This window comes from Deinococcus gobiensis I-0 (genome assembly GCF_000252445.1).
Classification (GTDB): Bacteria; Deinococcota; Deinococci; order Deinococcales; family Deinococcaceae; genus Deinococcus; species Deinococcus gobiensis.
This window is the reverse complement of sequence record NC_017790.1, coordinates 1,195,302-1,215,844: the sequence shown is the minus strand read 5'-3', so window position 1 is coordinate 1,215,844 and position 20,543 is coordinate 1,195,302. Positions and strand designations below refer to the sequence as shown.

At 73.4% G+C, this 20,543-nt stretch carries 20 protein-coding genes and 1 tRNA gene; 10 read left to right on the top strand and 11 right to left on the bottom strand.

The window, feature by feature from the left end; translation table 11 throughout:
- Positions 1 to 65: 65 nt before the first annotated feature.
- Entirely contained in the window at positions 66 to 1,427 is a 1,362-nt protein-coding gene (locus DGO_RS05635) for a M17 family metallopeptidase (protein WP_043801229.1), read from the bottom strand.
- A 214-nt stretch (positions 1,428 to 1,641) separates the two neighbouring features.
- Here DGO_RS05635 and DGO_RS05630 point away from each other — a divergent pair, with 214 nt between their 5' ends.
- Genes DGO_RS05630 through DGO_RS05620 form a run of 3 tightly spaced genes read left to right on the top strand, consistent with a single transcriptional unit; the run spans position 1,642 to position 4,005 of the window.
- Entirely contained in the window at positions 1,642 to 1,974 is a 333-nt protein-coding gene (locus tag DGO_RS05630; protein ID WP_043801228.1) for an Asp23/Gls24 family envelope stress response protein, read from the top strand.
- A 49-nt stretch (positions 1,975 to 2,023) separates the two neighbouring features.
- Positions 2,024 to 3,589, top strand: coding sequence for a DAK2 domain-containing protein (locus tag DGO_RS05625; RefSeq protein ID WP_014684519.1), 1,566 nt, complete (start codon positions 2,024 to 2,026; stop codon positions 3,587 to 3,589).
- Positions 3,586 to 4,005, top strand: a complete 420-nt coding sequence (locus tag DGO_RS05620) for a hypothetical protein (protein WP_145975258.1) — start codon at positions 3,586 to 3,588, stop codon at positions 4,003 to 4,005. The genes DGO_RS05625 and DGO_RS05620 overlap by 4 nt, the downstream gene beginning before the upstream one ends.
- A gap of 94 nt (positions 4,006 to 4,099) precedes the next feature.
- Here the strand turns inward: DGO_RS05620 and DGO_RS05615 are convergent.
- Positions 4,100 to 4,176, bottom strand: a tRNA-Ile gene (locus DGO_RS05615).
- Positions 4,177 to 4,244: 68 nt separating this feature from the next.
- Positions 4,245 to 5,354, bottom strand: coding sequence for a deoxyguanosinetriphosphate triphosphohydrolase (locus DGO_RS05610; RefSeq protein WP_014684517.1), 1,110 nt, complete (start codon positions 5,352 to 5,354; stop codon positions 4,245 to 4,247).
- A gap of 89 nt (positions 5,355 to 5,443) precedes the next feature.
- Between DGO_RS05610 and DGO_RS05605 the strand changes: the two genes are divergently transcribed.
- Both DGO_RS05605 and ribF read left to right on the top strand, forming a co-directional pair.
- Entirely contained in the window at positions 5,444 to 5,953 is a 510-nt protein-coding gene (locus tag DGO_RS05605; protein ID WP_043801226.1) for an NUDIX domain-containing protein, read from the top strand.
- Positions 5,950 to 6,864, top strand: coding sequence for a riboflavin biosynthesis protein RibF (gene ribF / locus DGO_RS05600; protein WP_014684515.1), 915 nt, complete (start codon positions 5,950 to 5,952; stop codon positions 6,862 to 6,864). Before DGO_RS05605 ends, ribF begins: the two co-directional genes overlap by 4 nt.
- 15 nt (positions 6,865 to 6,879) lie before the next feature.
- Here the strand turns inward: ribF and DGO_RS23030 are convergent, their stop codons facing one another.
- A complete protein-coding gene (locus DGO_RS23030) occupies positions 6,880 to 7,407 on the bottom strand; it encodes a DUF6174 domain-containing protein (protein ID WP_014684514.1) in 528 nt (175 codons plus the stop codon).
- Between the two features lie 131 nt (positions 7,408 to 7,538).
- Here DGO_RS23030 and DGO_RS05590 point away from each other — a divergent pair, with 131 nt between their 5' ends.
- The 5 genes from DGO_RS05590 (at position 7,539) to mnmE (ending at position 12,253) form a co-directional block, all read left to right on the top strand.
- Positions 7,539 to 8,411, top strand: a complete 873-nt coding sequence (locus DGO_RS05590; RefSeq protein ID WP_014684513.1) for a 1,4-dihydroxy-6-naphtoate synthase — start codon at positions 7,539 to 7,541, stop codon at positions 8,409 to 8,411.
- 73 nt (positions 8,412 to 8,484) lie between these two features.
- Positions 8,485 to 9,072, top strand: coding sequence for a superoxide dismutase family protein (locus tag DGO_RS05585; RefSeq protein ID WP_043801224.1), 588 nt, complete (start codon positions 8,485 to 8,487; stop codon positions 9,070 to 9,072).
- A gap of 61 nt (positions 9,073 to 9,133) precedes the next feature.
- On the top strand, positions 9,134 to 10,072 hold the full coding sequence (locus tag DGO_RS05580; protein ID WP_043801222.1) for an ABC transporter ATP-binding protein: 939 nt from the start codon (positions 9,134 to 9,136) through the stop codon (positions 10,070 to 10,072).
- Between the two features lie 34 nt (positions 10,073 to 10,106).
- Positions 10,107 to 10,883, top strand: coding sequence for an ABC transporter permease (locus DGO_RS05575; protein WP_014684510.1), 777 nt, complete (start codon positions 10,107 to 10,109; stop codon positions 10,881 to 10,883).
- Positions 10,884 to 10,933: 50 nt separating this feature from the next.
- Positions 10,934 to 12,253: a tRNA uridine-5-carboxymethylaminomethyl(34) synthesis GTPase MnmE gene (gene mnmE, locus DGO_RS05570; RefSeq protein ID WP_014684509.1), complete on the top strand. Its 1,320-nt coding sequence runs from the start codon at positions 10,934 to 10,936 to the stop codon at positions 12,251 to 12,253.
- Between the two features lie 43 nt (positions 12,254 to 12,296).
- Here mnmE and DGO_RS05565 read toward each other — a convergent pair whose 3' ends face one another.
- From DGO_RS05565 to DGO_RS05535, 7 genes are all read right to left on the bottom strand, one after another.
- Positions 12,297 to 12,551 (bottom strand): hypothetical protein, encoded by a 255-nt coding sequence (locus DGO_RS05565; RefSeq protein WP_014684508.1) that lies wholly within the window; start codon positions 12,549 to 12,551, stop codon positions 12,297 to 12,299.
- A gap of 65 nt (positions 12,552 to 12,616) precedes the next feature.
- On the bottom strand, positions 12,617 to 13,705 hold the full coding sequence (locus DGO_RS05560) for a DUF58 domain-containing protein (protein WP_014684507.1): 1,089 nt from the start codon (positions 13,703 to 13,705) through the stop codon (positions 12,617 to 12,619).
- A gap of 32 nt (positions 13,706 to 13,737) precedes the next feature.
- The gene (locus tag DGO_RS05555; RefSeq protein ID WP_050920695.1) at positions 13,738 to 14,742 is read right to left on the bottom strand and encodes an AAA family ATPase; all 1,005 of its coding nucleotides are present in this window, start codon (positions 14,740 to 14,742) and stop codon (positions 13,738 to 13,740) included.
- Positions 14,739 to 16,229, bottom strand: coding sequence for a DUF4129 domain-containing protein (locus DGO_RS24205; RefSeq protein ID WP_226991468.1), 1,491 nt, complete (start codon positions 16,227 to 16,229; stop codon positions 14,739 to 14,741). Before DGO_RS24205 ends, DGO_RS05555 begins: the two co-directional genes overlap by 4 nt.
- A gap of 82 nt (positions 16,230 to 16,311) precedes the next feature.
- Positions 16,312 to 18,030, bottom strand: coding sequence for an RNA polymerase sigma factor RpoD (rpoD, locus tag DGO_RS05545; RefSeq protein ID WP_043801219.1), 1,719 nt, complete (start codon positions 18,028 to 18,030; stop codon positions 16,312 to 16,314).
- Positions 18,031 to 18,296: 266 nt separating this feature from the next.
- Positions 18,297 to 19,496, bottom strand: a complete 1,200-nt coding sequence (locus DGO_RS05540; RefSeq protein WP_014684503.1) for a class I SAM-dependent methyltransferase — start codon at positions 19,494 to 19,496, stop codon at positions 18,297 to 18,299.
- A gap of 134 nt (positions 19,497 to 19,630) precedes the next feature.
- The gene (locus DGO_RS05535) at positions 19,631 to 20,527 is read right to left on the bottom strand and encodes an aldo/keto reductase (RefSeq protein ID WP_043803295.1); all 897 of its coding nucleotides are present in this window, start codon (positions 20,525 to 20,527) and stop codon (positions 19,631 to 19,633) included.
- Positions 20,528 to 20,543 lie beyond the last annotated feature (16 nt).

The window sequence follows — 20,543 nt, the reverse complement described above, 5'->3', positions numbered from 1 at the left end:
ATGGAGCGTCAACTGACCGGGGCCGGACCGGCATTTCCCGGCCCCCGGCGCTCAGGCTCCGGCCCTCAGCGGGGGGCCAGCACGTACTCGACCAGGGTTCCCACACCCCAACCGGTCGCAGCTTCGCCCTGCATGGCGTTGCCCGCGATGTCGATGTGCGCCCAGGGCCGCGTCACGAACTGCTGGAGAAACAGCGCCGCCTTGATGCTGCCCCCCGCCGGCACGAGGTCGCTGTTTTTCAGGTCGGCGATGGTGGCCTTCTGGAAGGCTTTCAGGTAGGGCTGATGCAGCGGCAGTTCCCACACGAACTCGCCGGCCGCCTCGGCCCCCACCTGGATGCGGGCGGTGAGCGCCGCGTCGCTGGAAAACAGCGCGGCGATGTCGCTCCCCAGCGCCGTGACCTTCGCGCCGGTCAGGGTGGCGAGGTCCACGACCTCGGTCGCGCCCTCGTCGCAGGCGACCGTCAGCGCGTCGCCCAGCACGAGGCGGCCCTCGGCGTCGGTGTTCGTGACCTCGACATTCAGCCCGTTGGCCGCCCGGAAGATATCGCCGGGGCGCATGGCGTCGGGGCCGACCATGTTCTCGGCGGCGGCGACGTAGGCCCGCACCTCGACGCCCTCCGGGAGGTGCGCGCGCAGTTCGCCCAGGGCGCGCATGGCCCCCAGCACCGCGGCCGCGCCGCCCATGTCGCCCTTCATGCCGTACATGCCCGCCGCCGGCTTGATGCTGTACCCCCCGGTATCGAAGGTGATGCCCTTGCCGACGAGCGCGATGACGTGCCGGGGCAGTGCCCCTGCGGTGACGCCGCGCGCCGGCAGGGTCACGCGGATCAGGCGGGGGCCGGTCGCGCTGCCCGCCGCCACGGCCATGAGCAGGCCCATGCCCCGCGCCGTGATGTCGTCGCCGTCCCACACGTCCACGTCCAGGCCGAGCCGCTCCAGGCCACGGGCCTCGCGCGCCAGCGTGGCCGGGTTCAGGACGTTGGCGGGGGCGCTCACCAGTTCGCGGGCGAAGCCCACCCCGGCGGCCAGGGCACGGACGCGCGCGGCGTCCTCACCCGCCAGTCCCTCGACGGCCAGGTGGGCCCTGGGCGCGGGTCCGTCCTTCGGCTCGCCCTTGTAGCGGCGGTCCTGCCAGCCGGCCGCGAGCGCCGCGCCGGCCAGGGCGGCGGCGTACGTGGTCGCGGGCACCTGCACACCTGTGGCGCGCAGCTCGCCCGCCAGCCTGCTCAGGGCCGCGCCCAGGTCCCGGGCCTCGGCAGCGCCCGTGGGGGCCAGGGCCAGGGCCTCGTCGCCGGTTTCGCCCCGGCGGATCAGGCGCACCTCGCCGGGCTTCAGGCCACGGGTCAGGCGCCCGGAGAGGGCCGCGTCCTGCGTCACGAACGCCAGCGTGAGGTCTGCCGCGTCCAGCCGGTCTGTGAGTTGCATGGCGCGAGTAGAGCACGCGCGGCCCCGATGCCCGCCGCAGGTGTCCGGCGAAACCGGATTCGGGGCCGTGCCGCAGAGCACCTGTCGTCAAGAGCCCGCCTCCGAGACCGGGCGGAACGACCGAATTTGGATGAGCAGGACGGAGAATGACGGCGCCGGAAGCCTTCCGTTCCGGCGCCGTCATTCCGAGAACTGCTCTATACTCCGGCTTACTGTGAGTGGCAGCATACAGATCACCGAGGGCGCCCTGGCGTCCCTCATCGGGCTCACCGCCCACGAGATTCCGGGCGTGGTGGGCATGGCCCCGGCCAACCTCAAGGAGGGCCTGTACCGCGTGCTGGGCCGGGCCAACGCCAGCGAGGGCGTGGTGATCGGCAAGGAGGGGGGGCGCTTCACCGCCGACCTCTACGTCGTGGCGGCCTACGGCGTGAGCATCCCGACGGTGGCGCGCAACATCACCGAACGGGTCGAGCACGTCGTCAAGAACCAGGCCGGCATCGAACTCGCCGCCACCCGTGTCCACGCCGTGGGGGTGCAGCGTGCCTGAGCAGCCCTCCCCCGCTCCGCAGGCGCTCGCGCCCGCCGACCTCGCCCGGATGTTCCGCACGGCCACCGACTGGCTGGGCGTGTACCGCGAGCAGGTCAACGCCCTGAACGTGTACCCGGTGCCCGACGGCGACACCGGCACGAACATGCACCTCACCATGCAGTCGGTGCGCCGCGAGCTCGATACCTGCGACGAGCGCAGCATGCCCGCCGTCGCCCGCGCGGTGAGCTACGGCGCGCTGCTGGGGGCGCGCGGCAACAGCGGCGTGATCCTCTCGCAGCTCCTCAAGGGCTTCGCCGAGACGGTCGCGGGCGCGGCGAGCGTGGACGCCCCCCTGCTGACCCGCGCCTTCGCGGCCGCGCAGAAGAGCGGCTACGGGGCCGTCATGAAACCGGTCGAGGGCACCATCCTGACCGTCGCGCGCGGCGTGGCCGAGGGCGCGGCCCTGACGGCCGAGTCGCCCGCCGCCGTGCTGGAGCAGGCGCTGTTCCGCGGCCAGGCGCTGCTCGACCAGACCCCGGAGATGCTCCCGGCCCTCAAGCAGGCGGGGGTCATCGACTCGGGCGGGCAGGGCTACCTGTACCTCGTGCAGGGCATGCTCGCGGCGCTGCGCGGCGACGACCTGCCCGAGGCCCCCGAGGTCACGAGCTATGCCCAGCAGGGCATCGAGAACGAGGAATTCGGTTTTTGCACCGAGTTCCTGATGAGCGAGGCGACCAGGCCCATCGAGGAGATCCGCGAACTGGTCAGCCCCTTCGGGGACTCGCTGCTGGTGGTGGGCGCCGAGGGCTACGTCAAGGGGCACATCCACACCAACGCGCCCGACGAGCTGCTGGCGACGGTGGGGCGCTACGGCAAGATGCTCAAGACCAAGGTCGAGGACATGTCCGAGCAGCACACCGAGATCCTGGGTATGGCGGGGGCCGCCACCCGCGCCGAGGAGGAGGTGCCGCCCTCGGGGCTGGTCGCGGTCGCCAACGGCTACGGGCTGGTCAAGCTGTTCCGCTCGCTGGGCGCGCGCATCGTCTCGGGCGGGCAGACCGCCAACCCCAGCGTGCAGGACATCGTGGACGCGGTGCGCTCGGTGAGTGCCGAGAAGGTCGTGATCCTGCCCAACAACAAGAACGTGCTCATGGCCGCCCAGAAGGCGACCGAGCTGATGGACGGGCGCGCGGTCGTGATCGACACCCGCACGCTGGGCCAGGGCATCGGCGCGGCGCTGGCCTTCTCGCCGCAGGTGCCCGCCGAGGACCTGCGGGAAGCCATGACGGAGGCCGCCGGGGCCGTGACCACCTTCGAGGTCACGCGCGCGAGCCGCACGACGAACATCACGACCAGGCAGGGGCGCACCCTGGACATCAAGGAAGGCGACGTGATCGGCCTTCAGGACGACGAACTCGTGGACGCGGGCGGCACCCCCGAGGGCAGCGTCCTGACGATGCTGGGCCGCGCCTACCGGGGCCAGGAGATCGTGACCGTGTTCGGCGGCCCGCAGAAGACGGCCGAGGACCTGGACGCCCTGGCGGCGAGCATCCGCAAGGAATTCCCGATGGTGGAAGTCGAGGCGCATCCCGGCGGTCCCGACCTGTACGACTATCTGGTGACGCTGGAGTGAGTGGGGCCCGCCGCGTGGGCCGGTACGCCGGCCCCGGACTGCTGGCCGCGCTGGCCCTCCTGAGCGGCTGCGATCGGCGGGACTCGCAGACCCGCGCCGACTTCGGGCGGGCGGCGGCGCAGGTGCTGGCGACCGCCCAGGCCACCCCCACCGGCTGCGACGAGCTGCTGAGCGCGGCCCAGCTGGCCGACCTGAACGCCGCCGGCACGCATCTGGCCTGCGGCCGCCTGACCCGCTCGCCTGCCGAAACCCGCGGGCGCCTGGACCGGGCCTACGCGGCGCGGCAGGTGACCGCCTGGGGCGACGAGGAGGTGGCCTCGGGGGCTTTCGCCTTCGGTGAGGGCAAGGGGCCGGAGCTGCTCGTCACCATCACGCTGCTGCCGGAGCCGGAAGCGGTGGTTCTCCAGGCCCCCTGAGAAGCGCGGGGGCGACCGCTCCCCGGAACTGCGGGCCGCCTGTGCCTACACAGGCAAAACGAACAACCCCGTCGGTGACGGGGTTGTTCTCTCTTGGTGCGAATGCCCAGACTTGAACTGGGGACCTCACGCTTATCAGGCGTGCGCTCTAACCAGCTGAGCTACACTCGCGTCTCGCCACCGGGTCTCGCCGGTTGGGCGGGAGTTAATGTACCAGTGAAACTTCAGGGTGTCAACCGTCAGGCGGGGGCGGCCACGCTGCGCCAGGTCTCCAGGGCGTAGCGGTCGGTCATGCCCGCGATGTGGTCGCACACGGCGCGCTCCAGGCCGCACGCCTCGGCGCGGGCGCGGGGCCGGGGCGGCAGCATGGACGGCCGCGCGACGAAGGCCCGGAACAGCCCCTCGGTAACGCGGGTGGCCTGCTCGACCTGCCGCTCGACCTGCCAGTGGCGGTACAGGTTCTCGCGCAGGAACCCCTTCATCTCGCGCAGTTGCGCGTAGACCGGCGCGCTGTAGGTCACGACGCGGGCGGGCAGGGCGCGCACCTCGCCCGGCGAGCGCACGCCGCTCGCGGCGATGGCGGCGTCGCTGGCGCGCGTCAGGTCCATCAGGAGCCAGCCCAGCAGCTCGCGGTGAAGGGTCCGGCGGTCGCGCTCGACCTCGCCGCTCAGGCCGGTGCGCCCGCGCAGCTCGTCCCACAGGCTCAGGCCCGCGAGCTGCCCCGGCACGATCAGGCCGCTGCGCAACCCGTCGTCGAGGTCGTGGGCGGTGTAGGCCAGCGCGTCGGCGGCGTCCACGACCTGCGCCTCCAAGCTCGGCATCCCGATGCCCGCGCGCTCGTGCTTGTTCAGGCCGTCGAGGGTATCCAGGGTCAGGTTCAGGCCCGGAAAGTCCGGGTAGCGGTCCTCCAGCCGGGTCACGATGCGGCAGGCCTGGGCGTTGTGGTCGAAGCCCCCGTGCCCGGCCATCAGGCCGTTCAGGACGCGCTCGCCCGCGTGCCCGAAGGGAGGGTGCCCCAGGTCGTGGGCCAGGGCCACCGTCTCGGCCAGGGTCTCGTTCAGGCCCAGGCTCAGGGCCACCGAGCGCGCCACCTGCTGCACCTCCAGCGTGTGGGTCAGGCGGGTGCGGTAGTGGTCGCCCTGCCCGGCCGCGTTCAGGAACACCTGGGTCTTGGCCTCCAGGCGCCGGAAGGCGGTGGTGTGCAGCACGCGGTCGCGGTCTTTCTGGAAGGCGGTGCGGGTCGCGCTCTCGGCCTCGGGGTAGGTGCGGCCCCGCGAGTCGCGGCTCAAGGTGGCCCAGGGGGCGAGGGTGGCCGCCTCGCGGGCTTCGAGGTCGGCGCGCGTCAGCATGGGGGCCACTATGTCAGACGGGCGGCGGGGGCGAGAGCGGCCCCGGCCACGGTCTCACCCCCGCCGCCGGCGTGCTCTACAGTCACCGCATGGCGAGTGCGGACACGGAGACCATCTACGAAGGCAAGATCCTGACGGTCGAGCGGATGGAGGGCAGGTGGGAGGTCGTGCGGCATCAGCCGGCGGTGGCGGTGCTCGTCCTGAACGGTCAGGGCGAGATGCTGCTCGTGCGTCAGGCCCGACCGGCCATCGGCGCGCACACGGTCGAGGCCCCCGCCGGACTGATCGACGAGGGCGAGACCCCCGAGCAGGCCGCGCGGCGCGAGTTGCAGGAGGAAGCGGGCTTCGACGGTGAGCTGACGCTGCTCACGCGCTTTTTCACGTCGCCGGGCTTCTGCGACGAGGAACTGCACGTGTTCCGCGCCCGCAACCTGCGCGAGAGCAAGCTGCCCCAGGACGAGGGCGAGGACCTGGAGGTGCTGTGGATGACGCCCCAGGCGCTGCTGGACGGCCTGCGCGAAGGCGCCCTGGTCAGCAGCGGCCCCAGCGTGGCGGCGGCCCTGTACGGCGTGCTGGCACTGGGTGGGCAGGCGCAGTGAAGACCTTCGTCTCGCCGGACCAGCGGCCCGACACCGAAACCGTGGTCGCCATCGGCAGTTTCGACGGCGTACACCTGGGGCACCAGGCACTGCTGGCGCAGCTGCGCACCCGCGCGCGCGAGTTCCGGGTGCCCAGCGTGGTCTACACCTTCGACCCGCCGACCCGCGTGCTGACCCAGGGCGTGGAATTCCTCTCGACGCTGCCCGAGAAGCTCGAACTGCTCGCGCGCTACGGCGTGGACGAGACGGTGGCCGTGCCCTTCACCACCGAGTTCGCCTCGCGGCCCAAGGAGGCCTTTCTGGACGACCTGCGGGTGCTGCGCCCGCGCGTGATCGTGGTGGGCGAGGACTTCCACTTCGGGCGCGGCCGGGCGGGCGGCCTGGAGGACCTGCGGGAGGTCGCGCCGCGCGTGGTCGTCCTGCCGATGCACCAGCTCGGCGGCGACGACATCAAAAGCACCCGCATTCGGGAGCTGCTGCGCGCCGGAGACGTCGAGGGCACCTCGCGCCTGCTGGGGCGGCACTACGGCGCGCAGGGCGTGGTCGTGCAGGGCGACCGCCTGGGGCGCACCATCGGCTACCCGACCGCCAACATCCGCGTGCCGCAGGGCAAGGCGCTGCCGCTGGGGGTCTTCGCGGTGATGGCGCTGGGCGACCCCAACCGGGGCGAGGGCGAGCGCCGCTGGCCCGGCATGGCGAACGTGGGCTGGCGGCCCACCGTCGAGGGCCGTGAGCTGCGTTTCGAGGTCCACCTGTTCGATTTCGCGGGCGACCTGTACGGTCAGGAACTCCAGATCAAGTTTTTCAACCGGCTGCGCGGCGAGCAGAAGTTCGGCGGGCTGGAGGAACTCAAGGCCCAGCTCGCCCGCGACGCCGAACAGGCCCGCGCGCTGCTGGCGGGCCTGGGCTAGGCGCCGGGGCCGGGATCAGGGCCGGGTGAAGTTCGTCATGCGCCACTCGCCGAAGCCGTCGGCGATGTTCGCCAGGCCGCTGCCGCCATAGAAGCTCTGCGGCACGCCGGTCGCCCGGTCGTAGGTGACGCGCACCTCCGGGCACGGCTGGCCGCGCCACGAGACCAGGGCCTGCGCCACCTGCCTGAAACGGGCCTCGACGGTCACGCCCGCCTGCGCTGCCGGCTCACCTTCCTCGCCGGGCAGCACGGCCGTGACCGGGGCCGCGCCGGGGCGCACCGTGACCCGCACGGCCGGGAAGCGCGCCGGGGCCGCCACCTGCGAGAAGTCGTAGCTGTAGGCCCGGATGTGCTGGGCGGCCCAACGGGCGCGCGCCGAGGCGAGATCGGCCTCCAGGCGCGTGAAACTGGGGCGCACGTAATCGGCGCGGCAGACCTCGGGGGCGCGGCCCCCCCCGCCCCCGGCCTGCGCGTGGCCCAGCAGCGCCGTGCCGGACAGGGCCAGAGAAGCGAGCAGCGCGGCGGTCAGGGCAGGTCGGGACATGCCCCAGCATAGCCGCGCCCGCTTGACGCCCCGCTGACCGGCCGTCTCCCCGACCGGCCCCGCCGAGCGCCTGCCCCGAAAGGAAACCGGGGGGCCGGTCGTCCCGGCCGGGCAGGCGTACCCTGGCAGGCATGACCGCCGCCTCCCCGACGCCCGCCCAGCCCGAGACGCTGGAGCTGGGCTACTCGTTTTGCCCGAACGACACCTTCATCTTCCATGCGCTGCACGCGGGGCTGGTGCCCTCGCCACTGCCGGTGCGCGAGGTGCTCGAAGACGTGCAGACCCTCAACGACTGGGCCACGTCCAGCCGCCTGCCCATCACCAAGATCAGCTACCGGGCCTACTTCAGCGTCATGGACCGCTACGTCGCCCTCCGGGCAGGTGGGGCGCTGGGGCGCGGCGTGGGCCCCCTCATCGTGACGCGCGGCGAGGTGGGCGACCTGAACGGCAAGGTGGTCGCCTCGCCGGGCGCGCTGACCACCGCCGAGCTGCTGCTGCGGATGGTCTACCCGGACGCGCAGGTAAGGCGTATGCGCTACGACGAGGTCATGCCCGCGACCGCGCGCGGCGAGGTGGACGCCGGGCTGATCATCCACGAGTCGCGCTTCACGTACCCGCAGTACGGCCTGAGCAGGCACCTCGACCTCGGCGCGTGGTGGGAGGGCGACACCGGGCTGCCGCTGCCGCTGGGGGCCATCCTGGTGCGGCGCGACCTGCCCGCGCAGGTGCAGCTCGACCTGAACGCCGCCGTGCGCGCCAGCCTGGACTACGCCTACGCGCACCCGCAGGCTTCGGCCGCCTACATCCGCGAGCACGCGCTGGAGATGGAGGACGCGGTCATGCAGGCCCATATCGACCTGTACGTCAACGCCATGAGCCGCGACGTGGGCGACGAGGGCGAGCGGGCCGTGCGCGAGTTGCAGCGCCGCGCCGTGGCCGTGGGGGCCGCCCCTGCCAGCGACCTGCCCCTGTTCGTGGGCGAGGCGCTGGTCTCGGGGACTTGAGCCAGCCTCAAGCTGCGCTTCACAAGGTAAGGGCCGCCGCTCTGCGGGGCCGGCACCTTTGCGACGGTAGGGCATGACACACCCCGGAACCCGGACCTTCCGCGCCGCGCTGATCGCCACCCTCGGGGCGCTCACCCTCGGCAGCGCCCTGGCGGGGGGCGGCGGTCTGCCCCTGCCCCCCGGCACGCAGGCCTCGGCCCTGCTGCGCGACCCTCAGGGCCTCGTGCGCGGCACCGTCAGCTTCCGCGAGGTGCCGGGCGGGCTGGAGGTCACGGTCTCGGCACGCGGCCTCACGCCGGGAATGCACGGCATGCACGTCCACACCAACCCGGTGTGCGCCCCCGGCCCCGACGCCACGACCGGCGAGGTCGTGGCCTTCGGGGCGGCGGGCGGGCACTTCGACCCCTACAACACCGGCAACCACGCCACGCCCACCACCCCCAACACCGAGGCCCACGCGGGCGACCTGCCGATGGTGACGGCCAGTACCGGCGGCGCGGTGCAGGCGACGTTCGTGACGCGCAAGCTCACCTTGCGGGGCCTGACGGGCGCCCTGAACCGCAGCGTGGTGCTGCACGCCATGCACGACGACTATGCCAGCGACCCGGCGGGCAAGAGCGGCTCGCGCGAGCAGTGCGGCGTGATCACTCCTGCGGGCTGAGTCCGGGCGGCTGAGAGCCGTGTAAGAGTTTCGCCAAGGCCGGCTTCATAGGGTAGGACGCGTGAAGAAGTCAGCCGCTCCTGCCCTGCCGGCCGTCGAGGCGCGGGGGCTGTCGAAATCCTACGGCCCGAACGCGGTCCTCGAAGAGATCAACCTGACGGTCAAGCCGGGCGAGGTCTACGCCCTGACCGGCCCCAACGGGGCGGGCAAGACCACCCTGATCCGCGCCATGACCGGCCTCGCCTTTCCGACGGCGGGCGAGGTGCGGCTGCTGGGCCTGAACGTACACACCGACGGTGCCCGCGCCCGCGCGCTGCTGGGCGCGGTGGTCGAGGCCCCGGCCAAGTTCTACCCGCAGCTGACCGGCAACCAGAACCTGCACCTGCACGCCAGCCTCGCGGCGATGGCTCCGGGGCGCGAACGGGTGGACCGGGCGCGGCTGCGCGAGGTGCTGGCCCTGCTGGAACTGACCCGCATGGCCGACCGCCCGGTGTCGGAGTATTCGCTGGGCCAGCGCCAGCGCCTCGGGGTGGCGAGCGCCATCCTGGACCACCCCAAGGTCCTGATCCTCGACGAGCCGACGAGCGGCCTCGATCCCCTGGGCATCGGCCTGATCCACCGCATCGTGACCGGGCTGGCCTCGGAGGGCTGCGCGGTGATCCTCAGCACGCACCACCTGCGCGAGATCGCCACCTACGCGCACCGCGTCGGAATTCTCAGCGGCGGGCGGCTGGTGGACACGGTGGACCTCCAGGCGCGGCACACCGCCTTCCGCTTCCGGGTGGAGCGCCCGGCGATGGCGGCTTCGGCCCTCGAATCCCTGCCCTACGTGCGGCGGGTCAGCGTACGTCAGCCCTACGCGGTGGCGCACCTGAGCAGCGAGGGACAGGTGCCCGACGTGCTCGACCACCTCGCGCGCGCAGGCATCCGGGTGTTCGAGGCCTCGCCCGACCACTTCGACCTGTACGAGTACTACCGCGAACGGGTGGCCCAGGCATGAGCCGCCGTTCCGTCTCCCTGCCCCGGAGGGCCGCATGCTGACCCTGATCCTGCTCGAACTGCGCAAACTGCTCACGTCGCGCAGCGCCCGGCTCGGCCTGGCCGTGAGCTTCCTGCTGCCCCTGCTGTGGGCGGCTGCCCCGCGCATGAACATGCTGCTGGGCGACCTCGCACTCGTCAGCGGCTGGCAGCTGCCGGCCGTGAGCATCGGGGTGGCGGTGCAGTTCATGCTGCCGCTGTTCATTGCCCTGACCGTCTCCGAGATGATCGGCAGCGAGGTCAGCCAGGGCACGCTCGCGCCGCTGCTGCTGCGTCCGGTGGGCCGCACGCAGGTCATCGCCAGCAAGCTGGTCGTGGCGCTGCTGCTGCCCTTCCTGCTCATCGCCGTGACGGTCCTGGGGTCGCTGCTCGCGGGCATTCCGCGCGGCTTCGGGGCCTTCACGGGCGGCACGGGCATGGGGCCGGGGCTGTTCGTGGGCGTGGGGCAGCTCGGCAGCGGCGCGGCCCTCCTGGAGACGCTGCGCGGCAGCTTCCTGGCGGCGCTGATGCTCATGCCCATCGCGGCCCTCTCGCTGCTGTTCGGGGTGCTGTTCCTGAATACCGCCGCCTCGACCCTCGCCACCCTGGCCGCCCTGAACATCATGCGCCTGCTGGTGGTCTTTCCCGAGTCGGTGCAGCGCATCCTGCTCACCAGCCACTTCGCGCTGTACGCCGAACAGGGCAGCGTGGCCGGCTCGGTGGCCCTGCTGCTCATCTATACGGCGGGGTTCGGGTTCATGGCGATCTTCGCCTTCGACCGGCGCGACGTCTAGCGCGCCCCCGGCCACCCTCCGGCACGCCCCGATGCTCTAGCCTGCGGGGCGTGACCCGTTCCGGCCTGCAAGACACCATCGCCGCCATCGCCACCGCGCCGGGCAGCGCCGGGGTAGGCATCGTACGCGTCAGCGGCCCGGCGGCGCTGGAGATCGCCGACCGGGCCTTCCGGGGACGGCGGGCCCCCAGCCGCACGCGGGGCGGGCGCTTCCTGTTCGGGCAACTGGTCGCGGAAGGCGGCGAACTGCTCGACGAGGGCCTGTGTCTCGTGTTCCGCGCGCCGCGCAGCTACACCGGCGAGGACGTGGCCGAGTTGCAGACGCACGGCAGCCCGGCGGTGCTGGCACGGGTGCTGGCGCGGGTGCTGGAACTCGGCGCACGCCCGGCCCGGCCCGGCGAATTCACGCTGCGCGCCTACCTCTCGGGGAGGCTGGACCTCGCGCAGGCCGAGGCGGTCCTCAATCTGGTCAATGCCGGCAGCGAGGCGGCGCGCCGGCAGGGGGCCCTGGGCCTCTCGGGGGAGCTGGGCGCGCGCATCGCGGGCGTAGCGGCCGACGTCACCCGCACGCTGGCGGCCATCCAGGCCATGCTGGACTACCCCGAGGAAGGCGTGCCGGACGAAGACCGCGCCGAGCCGCTGGCCCGCGCCCGGGCCGGACTGAAAACGCTGCTGGACACCGCCCGTGCCGGGCAGGCGGCCACGCGCGGCGCGCGCCTGGCCCTGATCGGGCGGCCCAACGCGGGCAAGAGCAGCCTGCTCAATGCCCTGCTGGGGTACGAGCGCAGCATCGTCACGCCGATTCCGGGCACCACCCGCGACTACCTGGAGGCCGGCGTGGAACTCGCCGGGGTGCCGGTCACCCTGGTGGACACGGCGGGCCTGCGCGAGACGGCCGACCCGGTCGAGGCGGCCGGGGTCCGTCAGGCGGCGGCCCTGGCGCAGCAGGCCGATCTCGTGCTGGTCCTCGAAGACGGGCACGCCCCGCGTGAGGCGCTGCCCGGGGAGGTCCCGCAGGGCGCGCGCGTCATCCGCCTGCGCACCAAGGCCGACCTCGGGGCCGCCTGGGAAGACCCGGAGGCGCTGGCCGTGAGCGCCGTGACGGGCGCGGGCCTGCCCGAACTCCGTGAGGCCGTGCGCGCCGCCCTGATCGGGGACGCGGCGCGCGGCGAGGCGTGGCTGACCACCGAGCGGCAGGCCGACGCGGCCCGGCGCGCCCTGACCCACCTGGAGCTGGCGACAGGACTGCCCGACGACCTCGCGGGCTACGAGCTGGAAGCCGCCCTGCACGCCCTGGCCGAGCTGAGCGGCCGCGACGTGCAGGAGGACGTGGTGGACGCGGTTTTCAGGAACTTCTGCGTGGGCAAATAGGCGCGGGGGCCAGAGACGCCGGCCCCCCGCCCCCGGTCCGTGCTCAGTCGTCGGTGTTCTCGGAAGTCTCCTCGCCGGGGATGGTGCTGGCGGGGTCGCTGGCGATCATGCTGCCCTGCGACGCCACGTCCTGCTTGTCCAGGCCCCGTTCCTCGAACTCGTCGGCGTTGCGCGCCTCGGCGCGGGCGTCGCCCAGGGCGTCGCGGTGCTCGTCGGTGCGGCCCATGAACTGGAGGTCCACGTTGCTGATCTCGTCCTCGCTCTTGAGCTGCTCGCGCTGGTCGTCGTTCTGGGTCATGGCCCCACGCTAGCAACCCCGCCCGCGCCCCGCCTGAGTGTTTCCTTTAGGGCGGCCCCCGCTCCCTAGCCCAGGCGCAGCACACTCTGGTCGCCGCGCAGCACGTACACCAGTACGCCCGCCCCGGCCAGGGCGGCGGCCTGGCGCTCGAGGTCGCGCACGGTGTCGGGCGCACTGACCCACTGGCGGCGCGGCGACTCGCCGGGTTCGAGATAAAAGCCCTCGGGCAGCGCCACGATGATTACCCGGCTCGCCTGGGCGCGGGCGCGCATGGCCTGCGCGACCAGCGCCGCGCCCGCCCGGCTGGTGAGCACGAACAGGTTCGCCCCCGCGCGCACCGGGGGGATGAGCGGCACCTCGCCCACCTGCGGCGCGAGGCGGGCTAGAGCGAGCAGGGCCGCGCGCAGATGCTCGGGCGAGCGCCCGGCGGGGGTCGCGCCCGCGCGCGAGGCGACCGACACCGGCAGGCCCAGGTCTCCGGCCTCGCGCAGCAGGCTGGCGGCGAGGCGCACGGCACTCTCGACGAAGACCTCGCCCCCGTGCGAGAGGTCGAGGTACACGCACAGGCTGCTCGACGCCGTGCGCTCGGGTTCGCGGACCATCAGGGTGCCCGAGTGTGCCGAGAGCCGCCAGTGGACCCGGCCCGGCGCGTCGCCCGCGACGTACTCGCGCACCCCGCGCAGGCTCAGGGGATCGTCGAGGCCCAAGGTGCGCGACAGGCTGCCCTCCGAGAGCAGGGGCCGCAGCAGCTCGGGCAGACGCAGGCCGTGGGTGCCGGGATACACCTCCAGCGGCGGCGGCAGCTCCGGCAGGGTCACGCGCCGCCAGAACAGCCCCAGCGGATCGGCCCAGTGCAGCGTCGCGCCGGGCCAGACATGGACCCCGCGCCGGTTGAGGGTCAGCGAGGCCCGCACCTCGGCCTCGGCCTCACCGAACACCGTCAGGGCGACGGTGGGCGCGGTGTCGGGCACCACCGTGCGCGGCGGGGGGTCCTCGATCACCACGCGCGCCGGCAGGGCGCTGCGCACCCGCAGCCGCACCGTGAGCGGCACCCGGCCGCCCTCGAATCCGGAAGGGGGCCGCTCGCGCTCCAGCGTCACCCCGGGGGGGCGGCGATAGGCGGCCCACACGAGCAGCGCGCCCAGCACGAGCACCCCCGCCCACAGCAGGGCGACGCCCAGGCCGCTCAGGACCGGCCCACCGGCGAGGCGGCCCCGCCCGCCCCGGACTCCACCGGCACCGGCTCGGCGGCGAGCACCTCCCGCACGACCTGCTCGCCGCCGACCCCGCCCATGCGGGCCTCGATGCCCAGGCTCAGGCGGTGGGCCAGCACGCCGGGGGCCGCGAGCTGCACGTCGTCGGGGGTGACGAAGGCGCGGCCGTCCATCCAGGCCAGGGCCTGCGCCACGCTTTGCAGGGCGAGGCTGGCACGCGGCCCGCCGCCCAGCGTCACCTGCGGGTGGGCACGGGTACGCGCCGCGAGCGAGGACACGTAGCGCCGCAGGTCGGCCGAGACGTGAACCCCGCGCGCCGCCGCCTGGGCCGCGAGCAGCTCGGCCGGACCGCTCACCGCCCGCAGCGCCGCGATGGGGTGCTCGCCCTGCAGGCGCCCCAACATCCGCACCTCCTCCTCGACCGAGGGATAGCCCACCGAGAGCCGCAGCGTGAAGCGGTCGAGCTGCGCCTCGGGCAGGCGGTAGGTGCCCTCGTGCTCGACCGGGTTCTGGGTGGCGATCACCACGAAGGGTGCGGGCAGGCGGTGCGTGATGCCCGACTCGGTGACCTGGCCCTCGCCCATCGCCTCCAGCAGCGCCGACTGGGTACGCGGCGTGGCGCGGTTGATCTCGTCGGCCAGCAGCACGCCCGTAAAGACCGGCCCCCGCACGAATTCGAAGGTCCCGGTCGCCGGGCGGTACACGCTGACCCCCGTCACGTCGCCGGGCAGCAGATCGGGCGTGAACTGCACGCGGGTGAAACTCAGGCCCAGGCTGACGGCCAGGGCGCGCGCCAGCATGGTCTTGCCGGTGCCGGGCGCGTCCTCGAGCAGGACGTGGCCGCCACTCAGGATGCCGGCCAGCGTCAGGCGGGTCACGGCCTCCTTGCCCACCAGTACGCGGGCGACATTTTCGGTGATGGGGCCGGCGAAGGCGGGGCCGGGGCCGGAGACGGTCTGGGAATCAGGTCGGGTCATGGCAGGTCCTCGGAAAAAGGAGAAGGGCGGGAAGAGGGTCGGCGGGCCGCCCAGGCAGCGATCTGGGCGGCGGCAGCCTCGGCGTCCTCGGCCTCGGCCTCGCTGAGACGGCCGCCGTAGCGCACCGGGCCGTACAGACGGGTCAGCGTCTCCAGCGGCGCGGCCAGCTCGGAAAAGGCGGCGCCCACCCGCGCGGCGTAGGCCCCGGGGGCCTCGGCGGCGGCTCGGCCCTGCCCCGCAGCGGCGAGCCCTGCCTCGGCCTGCCGGTAGGCCGCCCGCACGCGGTGGGTGGCGGGCACGGCGTTCGGTACAGCGGGCACCTGCGGGTCCCCGGCCTCGTCCCCGGCAACCGCCAGCTTCTCGCGGCCAGTGCGGTGACGCCACAGCACCCAGAGCAGGGCGGCCGCGAGCAGGACCTGGATGGCCAGCAGGACCCACAGCAGCGCGGAGACCCCGGACGAGGTGCCCACCTGCTCCAGGGGCAGAGCGCTGCTGGCCGCGCCTCCGGTGGGGGCCGGAGACAGCGGAGCGCCCGCCTCGCCCCCGGCGCCCCGCGTACCCCCCAGCGAGAACACGAGGAGCAGCGCCAGGGTGAGCAGCAGCCCGCCCGCCATCAGGAGTTCGGTGAGGGTGGGGGGCACGCGGGCGCCGCGCCCCTGTCGCCGCCGCCAGACCAGGGCGCCCAGTGCGGCGAAGGTCAGCGCGCCCGCGAGGAGCAGCAGTTCGGCCGGAGGCTGCGGCAGGCCACCCGCGCCGGAGGTGACGGCCGGGCGCCGCCGCGCCGTTCCGGTGAGCGGAGTGGCCGCCTCCTGCGGGGGCTGGGCAGGCGCCGTGGTCGGGGGGCGGTCAGTCGCCGTCAGACTGGCCGCCGCTGTGGGCACCCCGGAGCGTGGCAGGGCCAGGGCCAGCAGGGTCAGGGCGGCCACCCCCGCCAGGACCAGCCCCCAGCCCCGGCGCCCGGCCGCGCGCTCGGCCGCCGGGCGCGGGCGAGGACGGCCCAGGCGATCGTCGGTGCCGGGCCGCAGCAGCGCGCCGCCGACCAGGGCGGGCAGCAGCAGCGGCTGAGGCGCGAACAATCCTGCGCACAGCAGCGCGGCCAGCCCCCGCCGCCGCCCGTGTTCCAGCGCCGTGAGGCCGTAACTGCTCAGGCCCAGGGCCAGCAGCAGGATCAGGTAGCGCGACCCGAGGTCCAGCAGCGCCTCACCGTTGCCGCTGCCGCGCAGGGCGGCGAGGCCGGGCAGGGTGGCGGCCCCGGCGATCAGCAGCGAGACCAGGAACCGGGCGTCCTGCCACGCCTGAAAGCGCGCGCCCAGCCCGGACACCGCACACAGCAGGGCCACCGCCCACCAGGGCAGCAGACCGGCCAGGGCCAGTGGCACCAATGCCGCGCCGTAGGGCCGCAGGCGCCGGCTGACCGGCGGCTCCGATCCGGGCAGAGAGGGAGGCCGCGCCTGGGTCACGCCGGGCATCATAGGGCGGGCCAGCATGGACGATCACTCCACATGACCGCGCCCGGACCGCCGAACGCCCCGGCCTACAGGAGACCGGGGCGCACGGGCAGAAGAAGGTTCAGTCCAGGAAGTCGCGCAGCTTGCGGGTGCGGCTCTCGTGGTACTTGAGCTTGCGCAGCGCCTTGTTCTCGATCTGGCGGATGCGCTCGCGGGTCACGCTGAAGCGCTGGCCGACCTCTTCGAGCGTGTGCTCGCGGCCGTCCACGAGGCCCTTGCGGAACTTCAGGACCATCGCCTCGCGCTCGGTGAGCTTGCTCAGGGCCTTCTCGAGTTCCTCGGAGAGCAGCGTCTTGGCGGCGTTGTCCACCGGCGAGTCGAGGTTCTCGTCGGGAATGAAGTCGCCGTAGAAGCTGTCCTTCTCGTCCCCGATGGGGGTTTCGAGCGACACCGGCTCCTGGCTGACCTTCTGGACTTCCTCGACCTTGGTGGCGTCCCAGCCCGGGCCCATCGCCTCGGCGATTTCCTCGTGGGTCGCCTCGCGCGAGAGTTCCTGCTGAAGCTGCCGGGCCGTGCGGGTCAGCTTGTTGATGGTCTCGACCATGTGTACCGGAATACGGATGGTGCGTGCCTGGTCGGCGATCGCGCGGTTGATGGCCTGGCGGATCCACCACGTCGCGTAGGTCGAGAACTTGTAGCGGCGGCGGTACTCGAACTTCTCGACCGCGCGGATCAGGCCCTGGTTGCCTTCCTGGATGAGGTCGAGGAAGCCCAGGCCGCGCCCGGTGTACTTCTTGGCGATGCTCACCACGAGACGCAAGTTGGCCTCGATCAGCCCCTGGCGGGCCGCCGCGCCGTCTTCCATCTGGCGCATGAGGCGGCGCCGGCCCCGATCGTCGAGGTCGAGGTCTTCCTCGAGGATCTTGCGGGCCTCCTCGCCTTCCTCGATGCGGCGGGCGAGCGCAATTTCCTCTTCGAGGGTCAGCAGCGAGACGCGGCCGATCTCGTGGAGGTACTGGCGCACCGGGTCGTTGGACACGGCGCGCGGCATGTCGTCGAAGTATTTCTCCTCGTCGTCGTCGGCCGTGTTCTGGGCGGTGCCGGGAACGGCGTCCTCGCTCTCCTCGGCCCCCTCTTCGAGGTCGTCCTCATCCTCGTCGAGGTCCTGCACCTCGATGTTCTGCCCGGCGAGGTACAGCTGCATGTCCTCGAAGGCCTCGGCGTTCTCGGGGTCGAGGCCGGCCGCTTCGAGGGCGGTGCCCAGCGCGGCGGCGATGTCCTCACTGGAGAGCACGCCCGCCGCGCGCCCCGCCTTCAGGAGTTCCTGAATGCTGGCGTGCTGGTAGTAGGGCTTTTCGGGTGCGCCGCCCTTGGGGGAGGGCTTGGCGGGCGCGGCTTTGGCCGGCGCGGCCTTGGCGGCGCGGGCCTTGGGCGCTTCGGCCGGGCCCTCGCCCGCCGCCGCTTTGGGCGCGGCGGCCTTGGGGGTCTTGGGGGCCGCCGCCTTCTTGGGGGCCGCCTTCTTCTCCGGCTTTTCGGCTGCCGGATCAGTGGCAGAGGCCGCGCTCGCCTTCTTGGGGGCCGCCTTCTTGGCAGGAGCGGGGGCCGGCGCAGGCGAGGCCGCGCCCACACCGCTCACGCTGCCGGGGGCGAGGTCGGCCCCGGAGGGCGTGGCCGTCACGTCGCCGGTCGCCGGGGCCGCGCCGATGAGGGCGGGCTTGACGCGCGGCTGCGTGCGGGTGCGCGGCTTGTCGGGGGTCTTGATCTTGCTCTCGGCCGCCACTTCGGCGGGCGGGGTGGCGGGCACTTTGCTGCGGGTGCGGGGCTTGGGGTCGTTCGTCATGCAGCCTCCTGCGCTGGGGTTCGGGGTGAAGAAGAGCGTGGGAGATTCGCTGGCGCTGGGCCGAGGAACCTGAACGGGTCAGTCTAGCAGAAGGAAGGCTGGGCCGACTGCGGTGCTCGCCGCTGCCCGGAAGACGGCCGGGTGCCCGCGCAGGCACAGGATAGAAGCCGGCAGGGTCACTACGCGACCTGAGCCTGAAAGGTTCCCGGTCCCGGCGGCGGAGAAAGGACGGTCCCTGTTCTCCGGCCGGGTCCTCGGCCGGCTTCTCAGCTCGGCCGCGTCGCCTGAAGCACCTTGAAGCCGCCCGCGCGGGCGAGTTCGCGCACCTCGCCGAGCGCGCGCAGGGGAGCCTCATAGGGCAGCGGGTCGTTGGCGACGAGGTACAGCGCGCCGCCGGGCCGCAGCCGCCGCCCCGCCGCCACAATGAACTCGCGCGCCACGTCGAGCACCACGCCGCGCCCGACGTGGAAGGGCGGGTTGGTGAGAATCACGTCGAAGGTGCGTTCCGGGGGCAGCGCCGCGTCCACATCCGAGTGCAGCACCTCGCCCGCGAGGCCGCTGGCCGCCAGGGTATCGCGGCTGCTGCGCACGCTCTGGAGGTCGCCGTCCACCAGGGTCACGGCCGCGCCGCGCCGGGCGGCCCACGCGCCGATCAGGCCCGCGCCGCAGCCCAGGTCCAGCGCCTCCTTGCCCGACCAGTCCGGCTCGCCCAGGGTGTCGAGCAGCAGGGCGGTCGCCTTGTCGGGCCGGGCCGCGCTGAAGACGCCGGGCCGCCCGACCACCCGCACGCCGTAGGCCTCGTAGCCCTCGGGGTCCGGGAAGGGGGGCGTGGGGCCGGGCCGGCGCACGAGGCGCGCGACCCGCATACCGCCGTCGCGCGCCACCGTCTCGCCGGTCCCGAAGGCCGCGCCCGCCGCGCGCACGTAGCGGTCGAAGCCCTTGTCCCGGTCGCCCGCGAGGTACAGCGTGCCGCCGGGCGGCGTGCAGGCGTGCGCCCAGGCCACCTGCGCCTGCGCGTAGGCGTTGCCCCGGTCACCGGCGAGCACCAGCGCGACGGTCCTGGCGCGCTCGTTCCAGGGGGCGGGGTCGCCGGGCGCGGCGGGCCAGGGGTCCAGGCCGGCGGCTTCGAGCACGGTCAGCGCCGCCGCCGAGCCCTCGGCCGCGCGCAGGGTCACGCCGGGGAGGCCGGCGAGCAGCCCGCCCATCGCCGTGAGGTCGAGCACGTCGCCCGATACGCGGTCCTTGCGCATCGTCTGGGCCAGCAGGGCCTGGGCATCGTCCACCCCTGGAAACCCGCGCACGCCGGGCTTGGTCTGTACGTTCAGGTTCAGGTCCTTCAGGCGGGGGGGCAGCAGCGCGGGCCGCACCTCGCCGTAGGGCAGGTCCGAGGGCGGCGAGATGTCCTCCGGCGCGGCGTCGCGCGGAGGACGGGCGAAACGAACTTTCTGGGGGCGGCGGCCAGTCACGTCTCCCGTCTATCACATTGCGCAGGCCGGGACGTGACCGGGAGCTTCCCGGGACCCCGACCTGCGCGGGACCGTGCCGGATGACCGGATTCTGTTCCCGTCACTCCGCGTCTGCCCCCAGCCTCCTGCCCGGCTCAGTCCTGCGGGGTCTGCTGCTTGGCCCACTCCTCCTGGCCCACCCGGTCCAGGGCCGCGAAGTCCTCGTCGGACAGGGTCAGACCGGCGGCGGCCACGTTCTCTTCGAGGTGCTTGACCTTGCCGGTGCCGGGAATGGGCAGCATGACCGGGCTGCGGCGCAGCACCCAGGCGAGCGCCACCTGCGAGGGGCTGGCCCCCAGGCGCGAGGCGACCTCCGAGAGGACGCTGCCGTCACGCGCGAGACTGCCGGCCGCGAGCGGAAACCAGGGAATGAAGCCGATGTTCTGCTCGGCGCAGTAGTCCAGCACGGCCTCGGATTTGCGGTTCACGAGGTTGTAGAGGTTCTGGACGGTGGCGACCGGGAACACCTGCCGCGCGGCCTCGATGTCCTCGACCGACACCTCGCTCAGGCCCGCGTGGCGGATGACGCCCCGGTCCATGAGTTCGCGCACAGCCCCGAACTGCTCGTCGCGCGGCACGGCCGGGTCGATGCGGTGCAGCTGCCACAGGTCGATGCGCTCGACACCCAGACGGCGGCGCGAGATATACGCCTGCTGGATGAGGTACTCGGGCCGGCCGCAGGGGGGCCACACGTTGGGGCCGGTGCGGGTCAGGCCGCCCTTGGTGGCGACGACCACCTGGTCATAGGGGTGCAGCGCCTCGCGGATGAGTTCCTCGCTGACGGCCGGGCCGTAGCTGTCGGCCGTGTCGATGAAGTTCACGCCCAGTTCGGGCAGGCGGCGCAGGGTCGCCAGCGCGCCGGCCGGGTCGGCGGGGTCGCCCCACACGCCGTCGCCCGTGATGCGCATCGCGCCGAAGCCCAGACGGTTGACCGTGAGGTCGCCGCCGATCTGAAAGGTGCCGCTCTGCGCGGCGTTGGGATGCTGGGTCATGGTGTTGCCTCCGCCG

What these genes read in the sequence shown, in the direction of transcription:
- DGO_RS05535 (WP_043803295.1), bottom strand. Translation starts at nt 20,527, where the DNA reads ATGACCCAGCATCCCAACGCCGCGCAGAGCGGCACCTTTCAGATCGGC.
- DGO_RS05605 (WP_043801226.1), top strand. Translation starts at nt 5,444, where the DNA reads ATGGCGAGTGCGGACACGGAGACCATCTACGAAGGCAAGATCCTGACG.
- rpoD (WP_043801219.1), bottom strand. Translation starts at nt 18,030, where the DNA reads ATGACGAACGACCCCAAGCCCCGCACCCGCAGCAAAGTGCCCGCCACC.
- DGO_RS05575 (WP_014684510.1), top strand. Translation starts at nt 10,107, where the DNA reads ATGCTGACCCTGATCCTGCTCGAACTGCGCAAACTGCTCACGTCGCGC.
- DGO_RS05625 (WP_014684519.1), top strand. Translation starts at nt 2,024, where the DNA reads ATGTTCCGCACGGCCACCGACTGGCTGGGCGTGTACCGCGAGCAGGTC.
- DGO_RS05585 (WP_043801224.1), top strand. Translation starts at nt 8,485, where the DNA reads ATGACACACCCCGGAACCCGGACCTTCCGCGCCGCGCTGATCGCCACC.
- DGO_RS05635 (WP_043801229.1), bottom strand. Translation starts at nt 1,427, where the DNA reads ATGCAACTCACAGACCGGCTGGACGCGGCAGACCTCACGCTGGCGTTC.
- DGO_RS24205 (WP_226991468.1), bottom strand. Translation starts at nt 16,229, where the DNA reads ATGCTGGCCCGCCCTATGATGCCCGGCGTGACCCAGGCGCGGCCTCCC.
- DGO_RS05555 (WP_050920695.1), bottom strand. Translation starts at nt 14,742, where the DNA reads ATGACCCGACCTGATTCCCAGACCGTCTCCGGCCCCGGCCCCGCCTTC.
- DGO_RS05590 (WP_014684513.1), top strand. Translation starts at nt 7,539, where the DNA reads ATGACCGCCGCCTCCCCGACGCCCGCCCAGCCCGAGACGCTGGAGCTG.
- DGO_RS05610 (WP_014684517.1), bottom strand. Translation starts at nt 5,354, where the DNA reads ATGCTGACGCGCGCCGACCTCGAAGCCCGCGAGGCGGCCACCCTCGCC.
- DGO_RS05565 (WP_014684508.1), bottom strand. Translation starts at nt 12,551, where the DNA reads ATGACCCAGAACGACGACCAGCGCGAGCAGCTCAAGAGCGAGGACGAG.
- DGO_RS23030 (WP_014684514.1), bottom strand. Translation starts at nt 7,407, where the DNA reads ATGTCCCGACCTGCCCTGACCGCCGCGCTGCTCGCTTCTCTGGCCCTG.